The sequence below is a fragment of the Marinomonas alcarazii genome (genome assembly GCF_003208215.1).
In the GTDB taxonomy this organism is placed as follows: Bacteria; Pseudomonadota; Gammaproteobacteria; order Pseudomonadales; family Marinomonadaceae; genus Marinomonas; species Marinomonas alcarazii.
The window spans coordinates 240,303-255,618 of sequence record NZ_QKLW01000005.1 but is presented as its reverse complement, the minus strand read 5'-3'; the positions used below and the strand labels follow the sequence as shown (position 1 = coordinate 255,618).

Here is a 15,316-nt window from a genome sequence, read left to right as displayed (position 1 = left end):
CATGTGATTACACGATGCACCGAAGGTGCTAGTGGAAGACATCCGCAGGATGCCCGAAGGGGATGAAGCACCGCTTCAGATCATTGTGGTCGTCGTATCGTGCTCCAAAGTCAGGTTTTTTTCGTTATGGGGAATCAATAGGCTAAGCTGTAATGGCTTGCTCTTTTGTGTCCCGCTTGCGCCTGTCTCATTCTTCGACGCGTCTGCGCGAGTCATCAAAAGAAGACGCCTTATGTTGCCTATCTGTATTCATGATACGTAGCAGTGGCTTGCTCTTTTGTGTCCCGCTTGCGCCTGTCTCATCCTTCGACGCGTCTGCGCGGTTCATCAAAAGAGCGCGCCTTATATCGTTATTTTGTCTATCTGAGCGCGTCATCAAAAGAAGTCATGCCACGTAGCAATGGCTTACCCTCTTTATCCAGTTTGCGCTTGTCTTATCCTTCGGTGCGTCAGTGCGGGATATTAAAAGAGCGCGCCTTGTATCATCTATCAGAATAGCTCTTTCTATATTTTTTAAACGACGTGGTCGTAGGTGTCATGCTTATATCAAAGAGGCTGTGAGAGTTATTTATTAGGTTGGGTTGAGCCACATCGCTCTACGACATGGTAATAGGCGGTTGTCTATTCGGGGCGGGATGGTTTAGATCGAAACTAATGAAAAAGCCCTGGAAGTGGCTTTGCTCTATGGAAGCAATGCTTACTTTCAGGGCTTTGTGGATATCAGGTAAGCAGTCTTACTGCTGATTGAATTCCGTTAAGATTTCGTCGTAACGTCCAGAAGCTTGAAGTGAAATTAAGCCTTTATTAAAAGCATCACGAAGTTCTTCAGCGTTTGGAGCTGATTTAGAAATTAGTAGGTATAGATCATTTTCTTCTAGTGGCGGAAGAAGGATCTGCAGTTGAGAGCCATCAATCCCTTCCGCTTTAGCGGCTTCTTTCGCAACCGCTAGACTGTCTGCATACAGTTGGACTTCTCCTGAGTCTAACGCCTTAACTGCATCAGATACTTCAGGGTATTCTTTGAGTTTGGAAAATGGGAAGTTATCGAAGGATTCACCGATTACTGTGCCTTTTATTCTGGCAATCGTATATTGGTCAAGCTCATCAAATGAGGAGTAGTTGTTTACTGGGAAGTCTGGCTTTTTGATTAGGCCTGCTAGTACGGTGTAGATAGGAATTGAAAAGTAGTATTCCTGCGCGCGCTCTTCAGAGTAATAGCCGCCAACGATTGCGTCTTTCTCGCCTTTTTTGGCGCTGTCCAATGCGTTTTGCCAGCCGGTAAACTCGATTGTAGTGTCATAGCCAGACTCAGCAAGTGCTTCATCAACAATGGCTGTAATGAATCCGCCTTTTTCTAAACTTTCTGCATAGAATGGTGGCCAGTTCATTGTCGTTAGCTCTACGGTTTGGGCTTGTGCTGTAAGAGGGAGTGCAATAATTAAAGCTGAAAAGAACTTTTGGACCTTTTTCATAAGAGTGCCTCTTTTGTATGATTTTACTCATTCTATGCACATTTTTGATTATTCTATATACAGTTGTCGTGAATGGATAGAGGATGGTCGTATTCACAGACAGACAAGAAAAATGATTATCAGTCTATTAAAGTGACAGAATGTGAAGGCTTGATAATGTCGGTGTTTCGTAATATTTGGGGATAAACTCTATTCTTATGCACAAAAAAGCCCAGTCTGATGCTGGGCTTTATGTATATGAGTGCTTTGTGGATTATCGAGTGTTATCGGCTAATTCACTAAGCAATGCTCGTTGTGCGCTGCGGTATTCGCCTTTTCTTGGTTTGGATAGCTGATATGATCCATCGCTCTGAAGAATCCAGCTTTGAGTATTGTCTGTTAGGTAATACTCCAATTCCTTTTTGACTCGACGAGTTTGCTTGTAATCCTGAAGAGGAAACGCAACTTCTATACGGTTGTTTAAGTTTCTATCCATGCCATCAGCGCTGGATAGATAAACTTGAGGGTTACGGTTGTTGTAGAAGTAATAGACGCGAGTATGTTCAAGGAATCTTCCAATGACACTGCGAACACGAATATTTGAGGAGATGCCTTTAATGCCAGGGCGTAATGTACAAATGCCTCGAACAATTAAGTCGATTTTAACGCCAGCCTGTGACGCTTTGTATAGTGATTGAACCAGTCTCTGTTCCGTTAACGAGTTCACTTTAATAATAATACGAGAAGGGTCGCCATTAAGTGCGTTCTCTGCTTCTCTGTTTATCATTTCTAATAAACGGTCGCGAAGAGTGAAAGGAGCGTGTAATAGCTTCTTCACTTTCAATTCTTTGCTCATTCCTGTTAGCTGCTGGAAAACGCGATGAACATCATCACCAATTTCTTTGTCGCAGGTCATAAAGCTGTAGTCGGTGTAGAGACGTGCATTACCTGCGTGGTAGTTACCTGTTCCTAGGTGAACGTAACGGGTGAGGTCTGCGCCTTCTCTGCGAACGATTAGGATCATTTTTGCATGGGTCTTATGACGAACCACCCCGTAGACAACAATGGCACCTGCGTCTTGTAAGCGGCTTGCTAAGGCTAAGTTTTCTGCTTCATCAAAGCGTGCACGTAGTTCGATGACAACAGTCACTTCTTTGCCGTTACGAGCGGCTTCAACCAAAGCATTGGCAATCGGTGAGCGAGAGCCTGTTCGATATAGCGTCTGGCGAATGGCGACCACACTTGGGTCTTTTGCTGCCTCGCTTAATAAGTCGATAACGGGCGAAAAGCTCTCAAATGGGTGCATGAGTAGGTAATCGCGTTGTCGAATTGCCTCGAATAATCCACCAGAGCTGGCGAGTTTTCTAGGCAGGCCAGGTGAAAAAGGAGGGTACATTAGGTCTGGGCGATCAACGAGTTCAAGTACTGCCATAAGACGGCTAAGGTTCACTGGGCCATCGATGCGATAGAGGTCTTGTTGCTCTAGATCAAATTGTTTTAGCAAAGAGTCGACAATATGAAGAGGGCAGTTTTCGGCGATTTCTAATCGAACCGAGCTACCATAATGACGACTTTGTAATTCTGTACGCAATGCACCTGCGAGGTCCACACCAATATCATCGGAGTCGACTTCTAAATCCGCGTTACGAGTAAGACGGAATTGGAAACAGCCTTTGACTGTCATGCCTGGGAATAATTGGTCTGCGTGAGCGTGAATGATAGACGAAAGGAAAACCAAATTATCTCCACCGTCACACACTTCGTCAGGTAATTTAACCAAACGAGGTAATGAGCTTGGCGCAGGAACAATCGCAAGACCATTTTCTCGACCAAAGGCATCTCGACCTTCTAATTCAACAACGAAGTTAAAGGTCTTGTTCGCAAGTCGAGGGAACGGGTGTGCTGGATCGAGTCCAATAGGACTAATGATAGGCAACACATTGTCACGGAAATAGCGTTTTACCCAAGCAGCTTGTTTTTCATTCCACACGGAGCGACGAATGAACTTAACGTTTTCGGTGGCCAGCTTAGGTAGAATAATATCGTTAAGAATGCGGTACTGACGGCGCACTAATTTGTGAGCGTGTTCGCTGATCAGGGCAAGCACTTTTTTCGGGTGCATCCCGTCTGGACCATTCTTTTCACGGCTGTATTCTAATTGGCTTTTTAAACCAGCAACACGGATCTCGAAAAATTCGTCCATGTTCGAACTAAAGATGCACAGAAACATTAACCGGTTCAAGATAGGATGGTTTTCATCCATGGCTTGTTCAAGTACTCGCGCGTTGAATTGAAGGTGACTCAGCTCACGATTGAAATAGAGCTCTGGGTCAGCCAGATCAATTTCCTCTGGTAGACGCTCTTCAATAGCTACTTTATTCGGATCCAGTGGTTGTTCTGGAATAGGTTCCAATACCAATTCTGAATCCAGTTCCAGCGGAGGGCTGGGGATAGCTTCTTTTTTATCTATTTCGTTCACCGACTGCTCAGACATGCGCTTTAATTCTCTCTAAATACCGTTTTATTGTGTTGTTGGCATTATTGTTCCTCTTGCCTACAAGTGTAGGCAGATCCTAACAAATTACACCAACGCAGCCTGCTGGTCACCGATTCAATGTACTTATTTACTAAATTATTTGAATTTCTAGCGTTTTAGCAGGCGTGCTGCATCTTTTGCAAAGTAAGTCAGGATGCCATCTGCCCCAGCGCGTTTGAATACGAGGAGAGATTCCATTATTACCGTATCTTTATCTAGCCAGCCATTTTGAAAGGCGGCCATATGCATGGCGTACTCTCCGCTTACTTGATAGGCAAACGTTGGTACTTCAAGTTCTGTTTTGACTCTTCGTACAATGTCTAAGTAAGGCATACCTGGTTTCACCATGACCATATCCGCGCCTTCCTCTATATCTAACATCACTTCGCGGATTGCTTCGTTAGAGTTGGCTGGGTCGATTTGGTAGGTGAATTTGTTGCCTTTACCAAGGTTGCCGCTTGAGCCGATTGCGTCACGGAACGGACCATAGTAAGCCGATGCGTATTTTGCAGCGTATGCCATGATCAAGGTGTTAATAAAACCTTCGGCTTCAAGTTCGTCGCGGATTTCACCAATTCGTCCATCCATCATGTCAGAGGGGGCGACTATGTCAGCACCGGCTTTGGCATGGGAAAGAGCCTGTTTGACAAGAGTGTCTACTGTGATGTCATTCAGAACGTAACCTGAGTCATCAATAATGCCGTCTTGACCGTGCGTGGTATAAGGATCTAGCGCAACATCTGTTAGTACACCAAGCTCAGGGAAAGCGTCTTTTAAGGCACGCACTGCGCGTTGGATTAAACCATTTGGATTGTAGGCTTCTTCGGCATTTAGTGATTTCTTATCGGCTTCTATGTAGGGAAACAAAGCAATCGTAGGAATGCCCAGTTCAACTAACTCTTCGGCTTCTTTTAATAATAAGTCGATGGAAACGCGATCAATATTTGGCATGGAGGGAATGGCTTCTCGCACATTATTGCCTTCAAGAACAAACATTGGGTAGATTAAATCGTCTGCAGTAAGGTGATGCTCGCGCATCAGGCGGCGAGAAAAATCATGTTTACGCATGCGGCGCATACGAGTGTATGGAAATGTCATCCAATATCTCTCCTTTTCGCTGAGTTAGAATGTACTTTAGTATTGTTACAATATTATGTCAGCGCTAGGGTAAAAGCTTTGTGTTGAGACAATTATTTACGAATTTCTAGCACTTAGTCTTTGTTTCTACGTTCTTTTTTGCCTTTGCCTAGGCGAGTAACGCTTCGGCTTCCTCTAGTTCTTTTTTGCCTTTGCCTAGGCGAGTAACGCTTCGGCTTCCTCTAGTTCTTCTTGGGCTTCAAACCATGCTTCTTCACTTTCGGCTTGGGCTTTTTTCCATTTCGCTTCGTCACTTAATAAGCTTTGTAGCTTGTCTCTCTGATCGGCTTCGTAAAGGCTAGAATCTGTCATGGCTTCGGCTATGCGATCGAGGTGTTCTTGTGCCGTTTGAACGGCTTTTTCATGCTTCTCGATTTGTTTGCGAAGCGGACGTAGTTTTTCACGCATTTCAGCGGCTTTACGGCGCTCTTCCTTACGGTCTACTTTGTCTATCTTGTCGCCAGTCTGTTCGTTTTTTTCAAGTTGTGCGGCATTGGCTTGTCGTGCTTGTAACCATGCATGGTAAGTGGGTAAGTCGCCATCGAATGCTTGGATTTGATGATCTGCCACAAGGTAAAACTCATCAACCGTACTATTAAGAAGGTGACGATCGTGGGAAACCAGCAAAATAGAGCCTGGGAATTCTTGCAAGGCTTCCGTTAATGCTTGGCGCATTTCGATGTCCAAATGGTTAGTTGGCTCATCGAGTACTAATAAGTTGGGTTTGGTCCAAGAAATAAGCGCTAAGGCCAGACGTGCCTTTTCACCACCAGAGAAGCCTTTTACCGCACGCAGAGCATCGTCGCCAATAAAGCCAAAACCTCCAAGATAGCGACGAATATCACTTTCTAGTACTTTTGGAGTGAGCCTTTGAATGTGCAGTAATGGCGAAGCTTCTAAGTCCAGCGCGCTGAGTTGATGCTGTGAGAAATAACCGATTTTCAGGTTTTCTCCTAAAATACGATCACCGCCCAAAATGCCGATTTCGCCCACAATGGATTTGATGAGCGTTGATTTACCCGCACCATTCGGACCGAGCAAACCAATACGCTGCCCATCTCGAAGAGCAAAGTTGGTATTTCCAAGCTGAACCGTTTTTTCACCAGACTCTGATGTGTAGCCTAAATCAGCTTGAGACAAATTAACTAATAGCTGAGATGTTTTCTCGGCGACAGGAATTGAAAATTCAAATTGCGAGTCGATATGAGCAGGGCCGATAATCTCCATCTTCTCAAGCATTTTTAAGCGACTTTGGGCTTGTTTGGCTTTATCGGCTTTATAACGGAAGCGGTCAACATATTGCTGTAAATGCGCACGCTTCTCTTGTTGTTTCTCATAGTTGGCTTGTTGTTGCGCAAGATGCTCGGCACGTTGACGTTCGTAGTCGGAATAGTTTCCTTTATAGAGCACCAGTTGTTTTTGATAAAGGTGAACAATGTGGCTACAAATGCCATCTAAGAAATCTCTATCATGGGAGATCAATAGTAAAGTGCCTGGGTATTGGCGCAGCCAGTTTTCCAGCCACATGACCGCATCCAAATCCAAGTGGTTGGTTGGTTCGTCGAGTAAGAGGACGTCAGATGGACACATCAAGGCTTTGGCAAGGTTAAGACGAATGCGCCAACCACCAGAGAAGTCTGATACTGGTCTTTGCATGTCCGACATTTTGAAGCCTAGACCTTGCAACAGTGTTTCACCACGCGATTGTGCTGTGTAACCGTGAGCATTTTCGTATTCGCCTAGCCAGCTTGCGTGGGCGTGATCGTCTCCGCTCGCCTGTGCTTTCGCAATGTTGTTTTCAATTTCTCTGAGTTTGTCGTCGCCATCTAGGCAATAATCCAACGCACTGCGCTGTGTTTCTTCTACTTCTTGCGCCATAAAGGCGATACGGCGTTGGCCGGGTAACACTACTTCGCCAGTGTCTGCGTGTAACTCGCCTTTGATCATGGCAAATAAAGAGGATTTACCTGCGCCATTGGCCCCAATGAGGCCAACTTTTTGACCTTCAAAAATGGTGAGGTCGGCTTCTTCAAGGAGGAACTGAGTACCGCGCTGTAAACTAACTTCAGTAAATTGGATCATAAAAACTAGAAATCTCTTATCTCGATTAATGAGAAGTGACGTTGGCCGTTTTAATCGGTTTTTCAATAATAAAGTACAATGCCTAACATTTTAGAGTGCTGCCAGACTAAACGAAATAGCAAGCGTGCATATTCCCAGTTTATACACTGTTTAAAGTGGATGATTGATCGTCTCAAGGGTAAAATAGAAGCAATATTAATTTGAACTTTTTAGGTTGGGCTTATTTAGTCTGATCAAGGTGTAACTTGTGAATAATGTAACCATAAACGAAATACAGCGTTTTTCCTTTGATAATAGTAATGTCCGTGGTGAGCGAGTGTTGCTGAATGACGCGTACCAAGAAATTATTAAACGTAAAGCGTACCCACTGTCGCTGGAAAAACTCCTTGGCGAGTTTGTCGCGGCAATCGCTTTATTAAGAGACATTGTCAAAATAGACGGTGTGTTATCTATTCAAGCAAAGGGCCATGGCTTTTTGTCGACCTTGATGACTGAGTGTGATGAGCATCAAAACCTGCGTGGCATCGCGCAGTGGGATGACAGCCAAGAAGTACCAGAAGTGATCTCTTTACAAGAGGTATTAAAGGGCGGTTATTTGGCCATTACTATCCAGCCACGTAATGGGCAGCGCTATCAAGGTATTGTTGAAATTATTGGCGATAGTTTGTCTGAGTGTCTTGAACAGTACTTTTCTCAATCTGAGCAGTTGCCAAGCCGAGTTTGGCTTGCAGCGAACGGCGCACAATGTGGTGGTTTATTTTTGCAACGTTTGCCAGCAGAACAAGCGAAAGAAGGCGATGAAGATGCCTGGGATCGTTTGACACACTTAGCCTCTACTGTAAAAGAAGACGAATTGCTTGGTCTTGAAACCAGTGAGCTATTGCATCGTCTATACCACGAAGAAGAAGTTCGCCTATACGACACTAAGGTAATGCAGTTTGGTTGTTCGTGTTCTCGTCAGCGTACTTTGGATGCGGTTATGTCACTGGGTGCAGAAGAGATTCGTGAGCTTCTCATCGAGCAAGGTAGCGTGAAAGTCGATTGCCAGTTCTGTGCGGAAAAATATGAGTTCACAGAAGACGATTTAATTGACTCCTTAGGCGATCAAGGGCAAACGCATTAATCTTTATACGTGGCGTGACTGACAAGGTCGCGCCACGAAATAATGCCTATCACGTAGCCTTCATCGTCGGTAACGGGGAGACAAGAAATGTCGACTCGCTTTAGCCAAGCAACAATTTCTTCCACTGGTGTTTCTGCTTTTACAGTAATAGGTTGACGAGTCATGACTTGGTGAGCGGCCCTGTTTAGGGTGTCTAGGTCTCTTGCTTGCTCTGAAACGCTATCTATAAAAGGGCTGATAAGACGTAACAAATCTCGGTCTGAGATAATGCCAACCAGTTTGCCATTATCTGTTACAGGAAGGTGGTGGAAGCCATTTGTTTCCATTATGTGTCTTACTTGAGGCAAGCGTTCGTCCATATCGACACAGATAACCTTCTGCACCATAATATCTTTTGCTTTCATCTTCATACTCCTCAAGTTAGAAAATAAGAGGATTTAGTATACTTATGTTGAATATTGATAATTCAATATAGCAGCATAATCAAAGCATGTTTTTTCTTAATGTCGTTAACATCGACCTTCTTGCAGCTAAAGTCAACAAAATGTCGCCAATCTTGTTATTTGAAATGTGAATATAAATACATTCTTATACTAAGGTCTCAAGACATTGTTTTTAAAATCCGTATAATTGACTTACACCTGCTCAGAATCCCTTATACGTTGTTTATTTTTAATGTTCAGCGAACGAGCAAAGGCGTTCTGAAGAGAGTGTGGAGAAAGCAAACGTAGATTATTTTACATACTTGCTGCTGGCCAAAAGCCTCCTTCTGCATCACTCTCAAATTCATTATTGGCTATGACACGGCGAAATCATATGACCTCAAATTCTGTAGACGTTTTACTAGTCGGGGCCGGTGCGATGAGCACCACCTTAGGAGTGTTACTAAAGCAACTAGACCCTAGCATGACCATGTTAATGGTTGAGCGTTTAGGCAGCGTTGCACAAGAAAGTACAGATGGCTGGAACAATGCTGGAACGGGCCATGCTGCGTATTGTGAGCTAAATTATACGTCTGAAAATGCGGACGGTTCAGTCAATATCGATAAAGCGGTTAACATTAATGCTGCTTTTGAAGTCAGCCTTCAATTTTGGTCTTATCTTGTTAAGCAAGGGCTGATGCCAGCACCACAAGAATTTATCCATCGTGTGCCGCACCAAAGTTTTGTATGGGGCGAGCGTAACGTCAAAATGCTAAAAGCGCGTCATGCGGCTATGAGCGCACATCCTGCTTTCAAAGAAATGCAATACACGGAAGATCGCGAAAAAATGAAAGAGTGGATGCCTCTTATCATGAACAATCGTGATGACAGTGAACCCCTTGCTGCAACACGAATTGAGCATGGTTCTGACGTTAACTTCGGTGCGATCGCTCGTAATATGAGCAAGCATTTAGAAACCCTAGATGGCTTTGATCTAGAGTTGAATTGCGAAGTAAGCACTCTGAAAAAACGTGCCGATGGACGATGGGAAGTCACGGTAGAACAAAATGGTTCCCGTAAAGTTATCGACGCAAAATTCGTTTTCTTAGGTGCTGGTGGTGGAGCCTTACCTTTGCTGCAAAAAGCAGAAGTAAAAGAAAGCAAAGGCTATGGCGGCTTCCCTGTAAGTGGCCAGTGGCTGGTATGTGAAAAGCCTGAATTAGTCGAGCAGCATTTTGCTAAGGTTTATGGCGCTGCGCCAATCGGTGCGCCGCCAATGTCTGTTCCTCATTTGGATACGCGAATTATTGATGGCAAAAAAGCGATCTTGTTCGGACCATTTGCTGGTTTTACGACAAAATTTTTGAAAACAGGTTCTTTCTTTGATCTGCCGAAAAGTGTTCGCTTTGACAACATTAAGCCGATGCTAAGTGTTGGTAAGAACAACATGGACCTTACTCGTTACTTGATTAGCGAAGTAATGCAATCTCATAAAGATCGCTGTCGTTCATTGCGTCAATTTTTTCCTGATGCGAAAGATGAAGATTGGGAACTTGCTTACGCAGGGCAACGTGTTCAAATCATTAAGAAAGATGCTTCTGGTGGCGGTAAGCTTGAGTTTGGTACGGAAGCCATTACCACAGAAGACGGCTCTCTTGCAGCATTGCTGGGCGCTTCTCCTGGTGCTTCAACAACGGTCAATACTATGATCGGTATTCTAGAGCGTTGTTTTGTTGATCGCGTTAAGTCCGATGATTGGCAAGCAAAAATGAAAGAAATGGTGCCTTCTTATGGGCAATCATTGGTAGAAAACACGGATCTGCTTCTTTCTATACGTGCGAATACACTAGAGACGCTGAACTTAAAGCCTTAATAGAACTAGGTATAATGCATCTTCAAAAAGCTGGGACTTACCCAGCTTTTTTGTATTTTATAATTGAGATCATTGCATGCTTGCTGTGCAGAGGTTTTAAAAACAGATATTAAAAATGAATGTGAGACCGAATATGACAATGACCTTTGCTGAACGTGCAGACCAATTGTGCGATAGATTACGAGATATGGAGCACCATGCAGAAGAGGGCGATCAGCTGTTTTACTGCGCGTATCTTCTAGGGCTTTTGGGGCTGCACAGCAGTGTTGAAGGCGAAGGACAGGAAGAGTTTGATAGTGCTTTCACGGAAATATTGCAAGAAACGCTAGAAGCAGAAGGGGTTTCTGACACTGACCAAGACAGTATTAAAGCATTGTGGGGACAGGTTCATTCCACGGTTGCTTAATTAGACGTTCATTTATTTAAGACGTTTAGAGCATAAAAAAAGAGAGGCAATGATGAAACATTGCCTCTCTTTTTTGTGTGATTAATTCGCTTAATCTTTTAAAGTTTTGGCTTATCAGGATGTGGTGCATAAGCAAAAACGTCAGAAAAGCAGGCGTCTTTGTTGATGCCTTTTAGCTCTAGCTGATCAAGGGTTCCATATACCATTCCAACGGAACCACTGATGAAGGCGGCACTTTTGCTTAAGTCTGGATGATCTTCCAAAATAGCTTCGTATAACCAACCTGTGCGGCCATGCCACTGCTCATCAGCTTCATTGACGATGACATCTAATGAAAACGGCGAGTATTTATGTGCTTCTTCTAGCCATTCTTTTGCGAATACATCTTGCTGGGTGCGTAAGCCCCAGTAGAAAGAAACGTTACCAGTGAAGTTCTTTTCGACTAAATCCGTGTACAGGCTTTTAATTTGTGCGAAGCCTGTGCCGCCAGCAATCAACAGAATGTGTTCTGGGTTCGAATCCAAAATGCCATTGGCAAGGTGACAGTCTCCGCCGGGTGCTTTGATGGTTGCACTGCTGTTTGACTGAAAATACTCAACCACTTTCTGAGCAAGTGAACCAGCATCAGAAACCAAGATGTATAGGGTCAAGTAAGGGAGTTCATGAGGAGCGCTGCCGATAGAGTAAGGTACTTGTTCCCCTGTTGGTAGCACGACCATCAAGTATTGACCTGCTTCAAAAGTAAAATCGTCTACTTTTAAAGTGATCTGGTAAACATTCTGGTTGATTAATTCGACAGCGTTAACCGTCGCGGTAATCTCTTTCATTTAAACTACTCCAATAGGTTGCACTTCCCTTAGATGCGGAAAGCAAGCAAACATTGATAATGCATCATGTTTATTGTGTAAGTAAAAAAAAACCACTTCAGGAAGTGGTTTTTTATGGCAGACTTTTCTGCTATCAGAAAGTCTGCTTATTTGTTTTTGCCTTTCATTGACTCAAAGAACTCGTCATTTGTCTGAGTTACTTTTAGTCGATCGATAAGGAATTCTGTCGCTGCCACATCTTCCATAGGATTCAATAATTTACGTAGAATCCACATGCGCTGCAGTTCGTCTTCTGAAGTAAGTAGGTCTTCGCGACGAGTACCTGAACGACGAATGTTGATCGCAGGGAAAGTACGTTTTTCTGCAATCTTACGGTCAAGGTGCAATTCGGAGTTACCTGTACCTTTAAATTCTTCAAAGATAACTTCATCCATTTTAGAGCCTGTATCCACAAGCGCTGTTGCGATGATAGTTAAGCTGCCGCCTTCTTCGATATTACGTGCCGCACCAAAGAAACGTTTTGGACGTTCTAATGCGTTGGCATCCACACCACCAGTTAGTACTTTACCAGAGGAAGGGATGACTGTGTTGTAAGCACGTGCTAAACGAGTGATGGAATCCAATAGGATAACCACGTCACGTTTATGTTCTACAAGGCGTTTTGCTTTTTCGATTACCATTTCAGCAACTTGTACGTGACGCGCTGGTGGCTCATCAAAGGTAGAGGCAACAACTTCACCACGAACAGTACGAGACATTTCGGTTACTTCTTCAGGACGTTCGTCGATAAGCAACACGATCAAATGACATTCTGGGTTGTTACGTGTGATCGCATTAGCGATGTTTTGTAGCATGAACGTCTTACCCGCTTTTGGCGGAGAAACTACTAGAGCACGCTGACCTTTACCCATTGGAGCAACAAGGTCAATGATACGAGAGGTAACGTCTTCTGTAGAGCCGTTGCCAGCTTCCATCAATAAACGCTCGTCAGGGAAAAGAGGTGTTAAGTTTTCAAAAAGAATTTTGTTACGTACGCTTTCAGGCTTATCAAAGTTGATTTCATTCACTTTCAATAAAGCAAAATAACGCTCGCCATCTTTCGGAGGACGAATCTTACCAGCGATGGTGTCGCCAGTACGAAGGTTGAATCGTCTAATTTGGCTTGGCGACACATAAATATCGTCAGGACCCGCTAGGTATGAGCTGTCAGGTGAACGTAGGAAGCCAAAGCCATCTTGAAGAATCTCTAAGATACCGTCGCCGTAAATATCTTCCCCACCTTTCGCATGGCGCTTAAGGATTGAGAAAATAACATCTTGCTTACGGGAGCGAGCCATGTTGTCTAGGCCCATTTCTGCTGCGATGTCTAAAAGTTCGTGTACTGATTTCTGTTTTAAGTCGGTAAGGTTCATAAACGGGTTTTGTATTAGCTCATTTGAGGAAAAATGACGGCATTAGAGTTAATAAAAAATAACAATAATTTGTGTCTGGAAGTATTTTACAATGTATCAGCTACACGGCATCAACAAACACAAAACAGAATGGTTATATAGTCGTTTTGGTTTACGTGAGCCCGGATAGGGCAAAGCCAATACAGCGCGAAACAATTTGATTGGGATCTGGATAGTACCTGCATAGCAAGATTTCTATCAAGAACATCCATACTATAGATCGACTTAAACGCGAGGTCTATAGTCAAACTCAGGAAAAAAACACTTTCTGGTAATTTTTTGATCAAGTTCAGGGTTTTTGGGGTGGTTGGACGGTTTTTTTTACCCATTAAGTTGCTTTTTTCTCTTGATTTTCGAGAAAAGAGGCTAATTTTTATAAAAAATTCATCTTATATGGTGTTGTTTTTGCCACCTTCTTGGCGATGACACCGTATACTAACTGATATACTCTTATTCCAATTGAGACTTTCCTGATGTAAGGCTTTTTGAATGCAATCACTCTTTTTGCAACAATCTCACGACTTTCCTTTTGAAAAAATCGCAGCAATCGATTTGGGCTCGAATAGCTTTCACATGGTTATCGCTCAAGTGACGCATGGTCAGTTGCGTATAACAGGAGAGTTTGGTGACAAGGTTCAGTTAGCCGCTGGTTTAGTTAATGGTCACTTAGATGATGAATCCCAACAACGTGGTCTGGATTGCTTGGCGCAATTTGCTCAAGTGATTGAAGACATGCCTCCAGGCTCTGTCCGAGTCGTGGGAACGAATGCATTAAGGGTGGCAAAGAATCGATATGATTTTATTGGTAAAGCAATGGATATCATGAGTCACCCAGTTGAAATTATAGCGGGTCGAGAAGAAGCACGTTTGATCTATGTGGGTGTTGCGAGAACCATGGATCATGGTGAATCAAAACGCTTGGTTGTGGATATCGGTGGTGGTAGTACGGAGTTTATCATTGGTAAACAGCTCGAACCGATTTTGACCGAAAGCCTTCATATGGGCTGCGTGAGTTTTAAACAGCGATTCTTTGAAGATGGTGTTATCAATAAGTCTAACTTTCAGAAAGCGGTAACGGCAGCACGTTTAGAGCTTTTAAGTATCCAAGATGACTATCTAGACGAAACATGGGATGTGTCGATTGGTTCATCTGGCACAGTAAAAGCGGCCTTTAATATTGTTAAAGAGAACAATTGGAGCAAAAAGGGCATTACTCCAAAAGCACTGAAGCAAATTCAAAAAGCACTCTTCTCAGCAGGTCATGCGGATAATATTGAATTAGTTGGCTTGAAGCCGGAACGCAAAAGTACCTTTGCTGCCGGGATTGCTATTTTGACCGCGGTGTTTGAGTGTTTCGATATTAAGCAAATGGATTTCTCTACTGGTGCGCTCAGAGAAGGTGTGCTGTATGACATTATGGGACGTTATGCAGAGACTGATATTCGTGAACGTACAGTTAAATACATGTTGAACCAATATCATATTGATACAGAACAAGCGAAGCTTGTCACTCATACGGCTTTGTCTGCTTTGGCCCAAGTGAAAGACGATTGGAATTTAAACAGTATTTCCAGTGAAGACTTATTGCGCTGGGCTGGCCTACTGCATGAAGTGGGCGTGGGGATTTCGCACAGTCGATACCACAAACATGGCGCCTACATTATTAGTGAATCTGATATGCCTGGTTTTTCTCAGCAAGAGCAACAGGCCCTAGCAAATTTAATTTTGCGTCATAGACGAAAGTTTTCACAGTCTTTGGACTATCGATTTACTAAAAGCGATCAACAGGATTTGGATAGGTTGTCCATTATATTAAGGCTGTCTATTTTATTGCATCACGATAGAAAAGAAGGCGATATGCCCATTTTCACATTGAAAGCAGACAATAAGAGTCTTCATGCCGAGTTCTTGCCTGGGTGGCTTGATAATCGACCTTTGACGTTGGCTAACTTACAGCGCGAAGCAGAGTCACTGTCTGCTAATGATTATAAGTTAACCTTTAGTTAGG

At 43.5% G+C, this 15,316-nt stretch carries 12 protein-coding genes; 5 read left to right on the top strand and 7 right to left on the bottom strand.

Features of this window, described 5'->3' with window-relative positions:
• Positions 1–279: 279 nt before the first annotated feature.
• Positions 280–498 (top strand): hypothetical protein, encoded by a 219-nt coding sequence (locus tag DFP75_RS18315; RefSeq protein ID WP_146219959.1) that lies wholly within the window; start codon positions 280–282, stop codon positions 496–498.
• 236 nt (positions 499–734) lie between these two features.
• Here DFP75_RS18315 and DFP75_RS12455 read toward each other — a convergent pair whose 3' ends face one another.
• The 4 genes from DFP75_RS12455 to DFP75_RS12440 form a co-directional block, all read right to left on the bottom strand.
• Positions 735–1,472: a substrate-binding periplasmic protein gene (locus DFP75_RS12455; protein ID WP_110576127.1), complete on the bottom strand. Its 738-nt coding sequence runs from the start codon at positions 1,470–1,472 to the stop codon at positions 735–737.
• Between the two features lie 253 nt (positions 1,473–1,725).
• Positions 1,726–3,945 (bottom strand): polyphosphate kinase 1, encoded by a 2,220-nt coding sequence (gene ppk1 / locus DFP75_RS12450; RefSeq protein WP_175404882.1) that lies wholly within the window; start codon positions 3,943–3,945, stop codon positions 1,726–1,728.
• A 150-nt stretch (positions 3,946–4,095) separates the two neighbouring features.
• Positions 4,096–5,085 (bottom strand): porphobilinogen synthase, encoded by a 990-nt coding sequence (gene hemB, locus DFP75_RS12445; protein ID WP_110576125.1) that lies wholly within the window; start codon positions 5,083–5,085, stop codon positions 4,096–4,098.
• A gap of 195 nt (positions 5,086–5,280) precedes the next feature.
• On the bottom strand, positions 5,281–7,206 hold the full coding sequence (locus DFP75_RS12440; RefSeq protein ID WP_110576123.1) for an ABC-F family ATP-binding cassette domain-containing protein: 1,926 nt from the start codon (positions 7,204–7,206) through the stop codon (positions 5,281–5,283).
• 247 nt (positions 7,207–7,453) lie between these two features.
• Here DFP75_RS12440 and hslO point away from each other — a divergent pair, with 247 nt between their 5' ends.
• A complete protein-coding gene (gene hslO, locus DFP75_RS12435; RefSeq protein ID WP_110576121.1) occupies positions 7,454–8,329 on the top strand; it encodes an Hsp33 family molecular chaperone HslO in 876 nt (291 codons plus the stop codon).
• Here the strand turns inward: hslO and DFP75_RS12430 are convergent.
• On the bottom strand, positions 8,326–8,733 hold the full coding sequence (locus DFP75_RS12430; protein ID WP_110576118.1) for a CBS domain-containing protein: 408 nt from the start codon (positions 8,731–8,733) through the stop codon (positions 8,326–8,328). The genes hslO and DFP75_RS12430 overlap by 4 nt on opposite strands.
• Before the next feature lie 412 nt (positions 8,734–9,145).
• On the opposite strand from DFP75_RS12430, the gene mqo reads away from it, so the two are divergent.
• Both mqo and DFP75_RS12420 read left to right on the top strand, forming a co-directional pair.
• Entirely contained in the window at positions 9,146–10,624 is a 1,479-nt protein-coding gene (gene mqo, locus DFP75_RS12425; protein ID WP_245927050.1) for a malate dehydrogenase (quinone), read from the top strand.
• 133 nt (positions 10,625–10,757) lie between these two features.
• The gene (locus DFP75_RS12420) at positions 10,758–11,030 is read left to right on the top strand and encodes a YfcL family protein (protein ID WP_110576114.1); all 273 of its coding nucleotides are present in this window, start codon (positions 10,758–10,760) and stop codon (positions 11,028–11,030) included.
• A gap of 98 nt (positions 11,031–11,128) precedes the next feature.
• Here the strand turns inward: DFP75_RS12420 and DFP75_RS12415 are convergent, their stop codons facing one another.
• Positions 11,129–11,857 carry an NAD(P)H-flavin reductase gene (locus DFP75_RS12415; RefSeq protein ID WP_110576112.1) on the bottom strand — a complete coding sequence of 243 codons (729 nt, stop codon included), beginning with the start codon at positions 11,855–11,857 and terminating at the stop codon, positions 11,129–11,131.
• A 146-nt stretch (positions 11,858–12,003) separates the two neighbouring features.
• Complete coding sequence (gene rho, locus DFP75_RS12410; protein ID WP_110576109.1) at positions 12,004–13,269, bottom strand: transcription termination factor Rho; 1,266 nt, start codon at positions 13,267–13,269, stop codon at positions 12,004–12,006.
• A gap of 528 nt (positions 13,270–13,797) precedes the next feature.
• Here rho and DFP75_RS12405 point away from each other — a divergent pair.
• Positions 13,798–15,315: a Ppx/GppA phosphatase family protein gene (locus DFP75_RS12405; protein ID WP_110576107.1), complete on the top strand. Its 1,518-nt coding sequence runs from the start codon at positions 13,798–13,800 to the stop codon at positions 15,313–15,315.
• Position 15,316: the final 1 nt, after the last annotated feature.

Excerpts from the sequence above, each read along its gene's own strand:
- DFP75_RS12455 (WP_110576127.1), bottom strand. The coding sequence starts at position 1,472 with ATGAAAAAGGTCCAAAAGTTCTTTTCAGCTTTAATTATTGCACTCCCT.
- ppk1 (WP_175404882.1), bottom strand. The coding sequence starts at position 3,945 with ATGTCTGAGCAGTCGGTGAACGAAATAGATAAAAAAGAAGCTATCCCC.
- hemB (WP_110576125.1), bottom strand. The coding sequence starts at position 5,085 with ATGACATTTCCATACACTCGTATGCGCCGCATGCGTAAACATGATTTT.
- DFP75_RS12440 (WP_110576123.1), bottom strand. The coding sequence starts at position 7,206 with ATGATCCAATTTACTGAAGTTAGTTTACAGCGCGGTACTCAGTTCCTC.
- DFP75_RS12430 (WP_110576118.1), bottom strand. The coding sequence starts at position 8,733 with ATGAAAGCAAAAGATATTATGGTGCAGAAGGTTATCTGTGTCGATATG.
- mqo (WP_245927050.1), top strand. The coding sequence starts at position 9,146 with ATGACCTCAAATTCTGTAGACGTTTTACTAGTCGGGGCCGGTGCGATG.
- DFP75_RS12420 (WP_110576114.1), top strand. The coding sequence starts at position 10,758 with ATGACAATGACCTTTGCTGAACGTGCAGACCAATTGTGCGATAGATTA.
- DFP75_RS12415 (WP_110576112.1), bottom strand. The coding sequence starts at position 11,857 with ATGAAAGAGATTACCGCGACGGTTAACGCTGTCGAATTAATCAACCAG.
- rho (WP_110576109.1), bottom strand. The coding sequence starts at position 13,269 with ATGAACCTTACCGACTTAAAACAGAAATCAGTACACGAACTTTTAGAC.
- DFP75_RS12405 (WP_110576107.1), top strand. The coding sequence starts at position 13,798 with ATGCAATCACTCTTTTTGCAACAATCTCACGACTTTCCTTTTGAAAAA.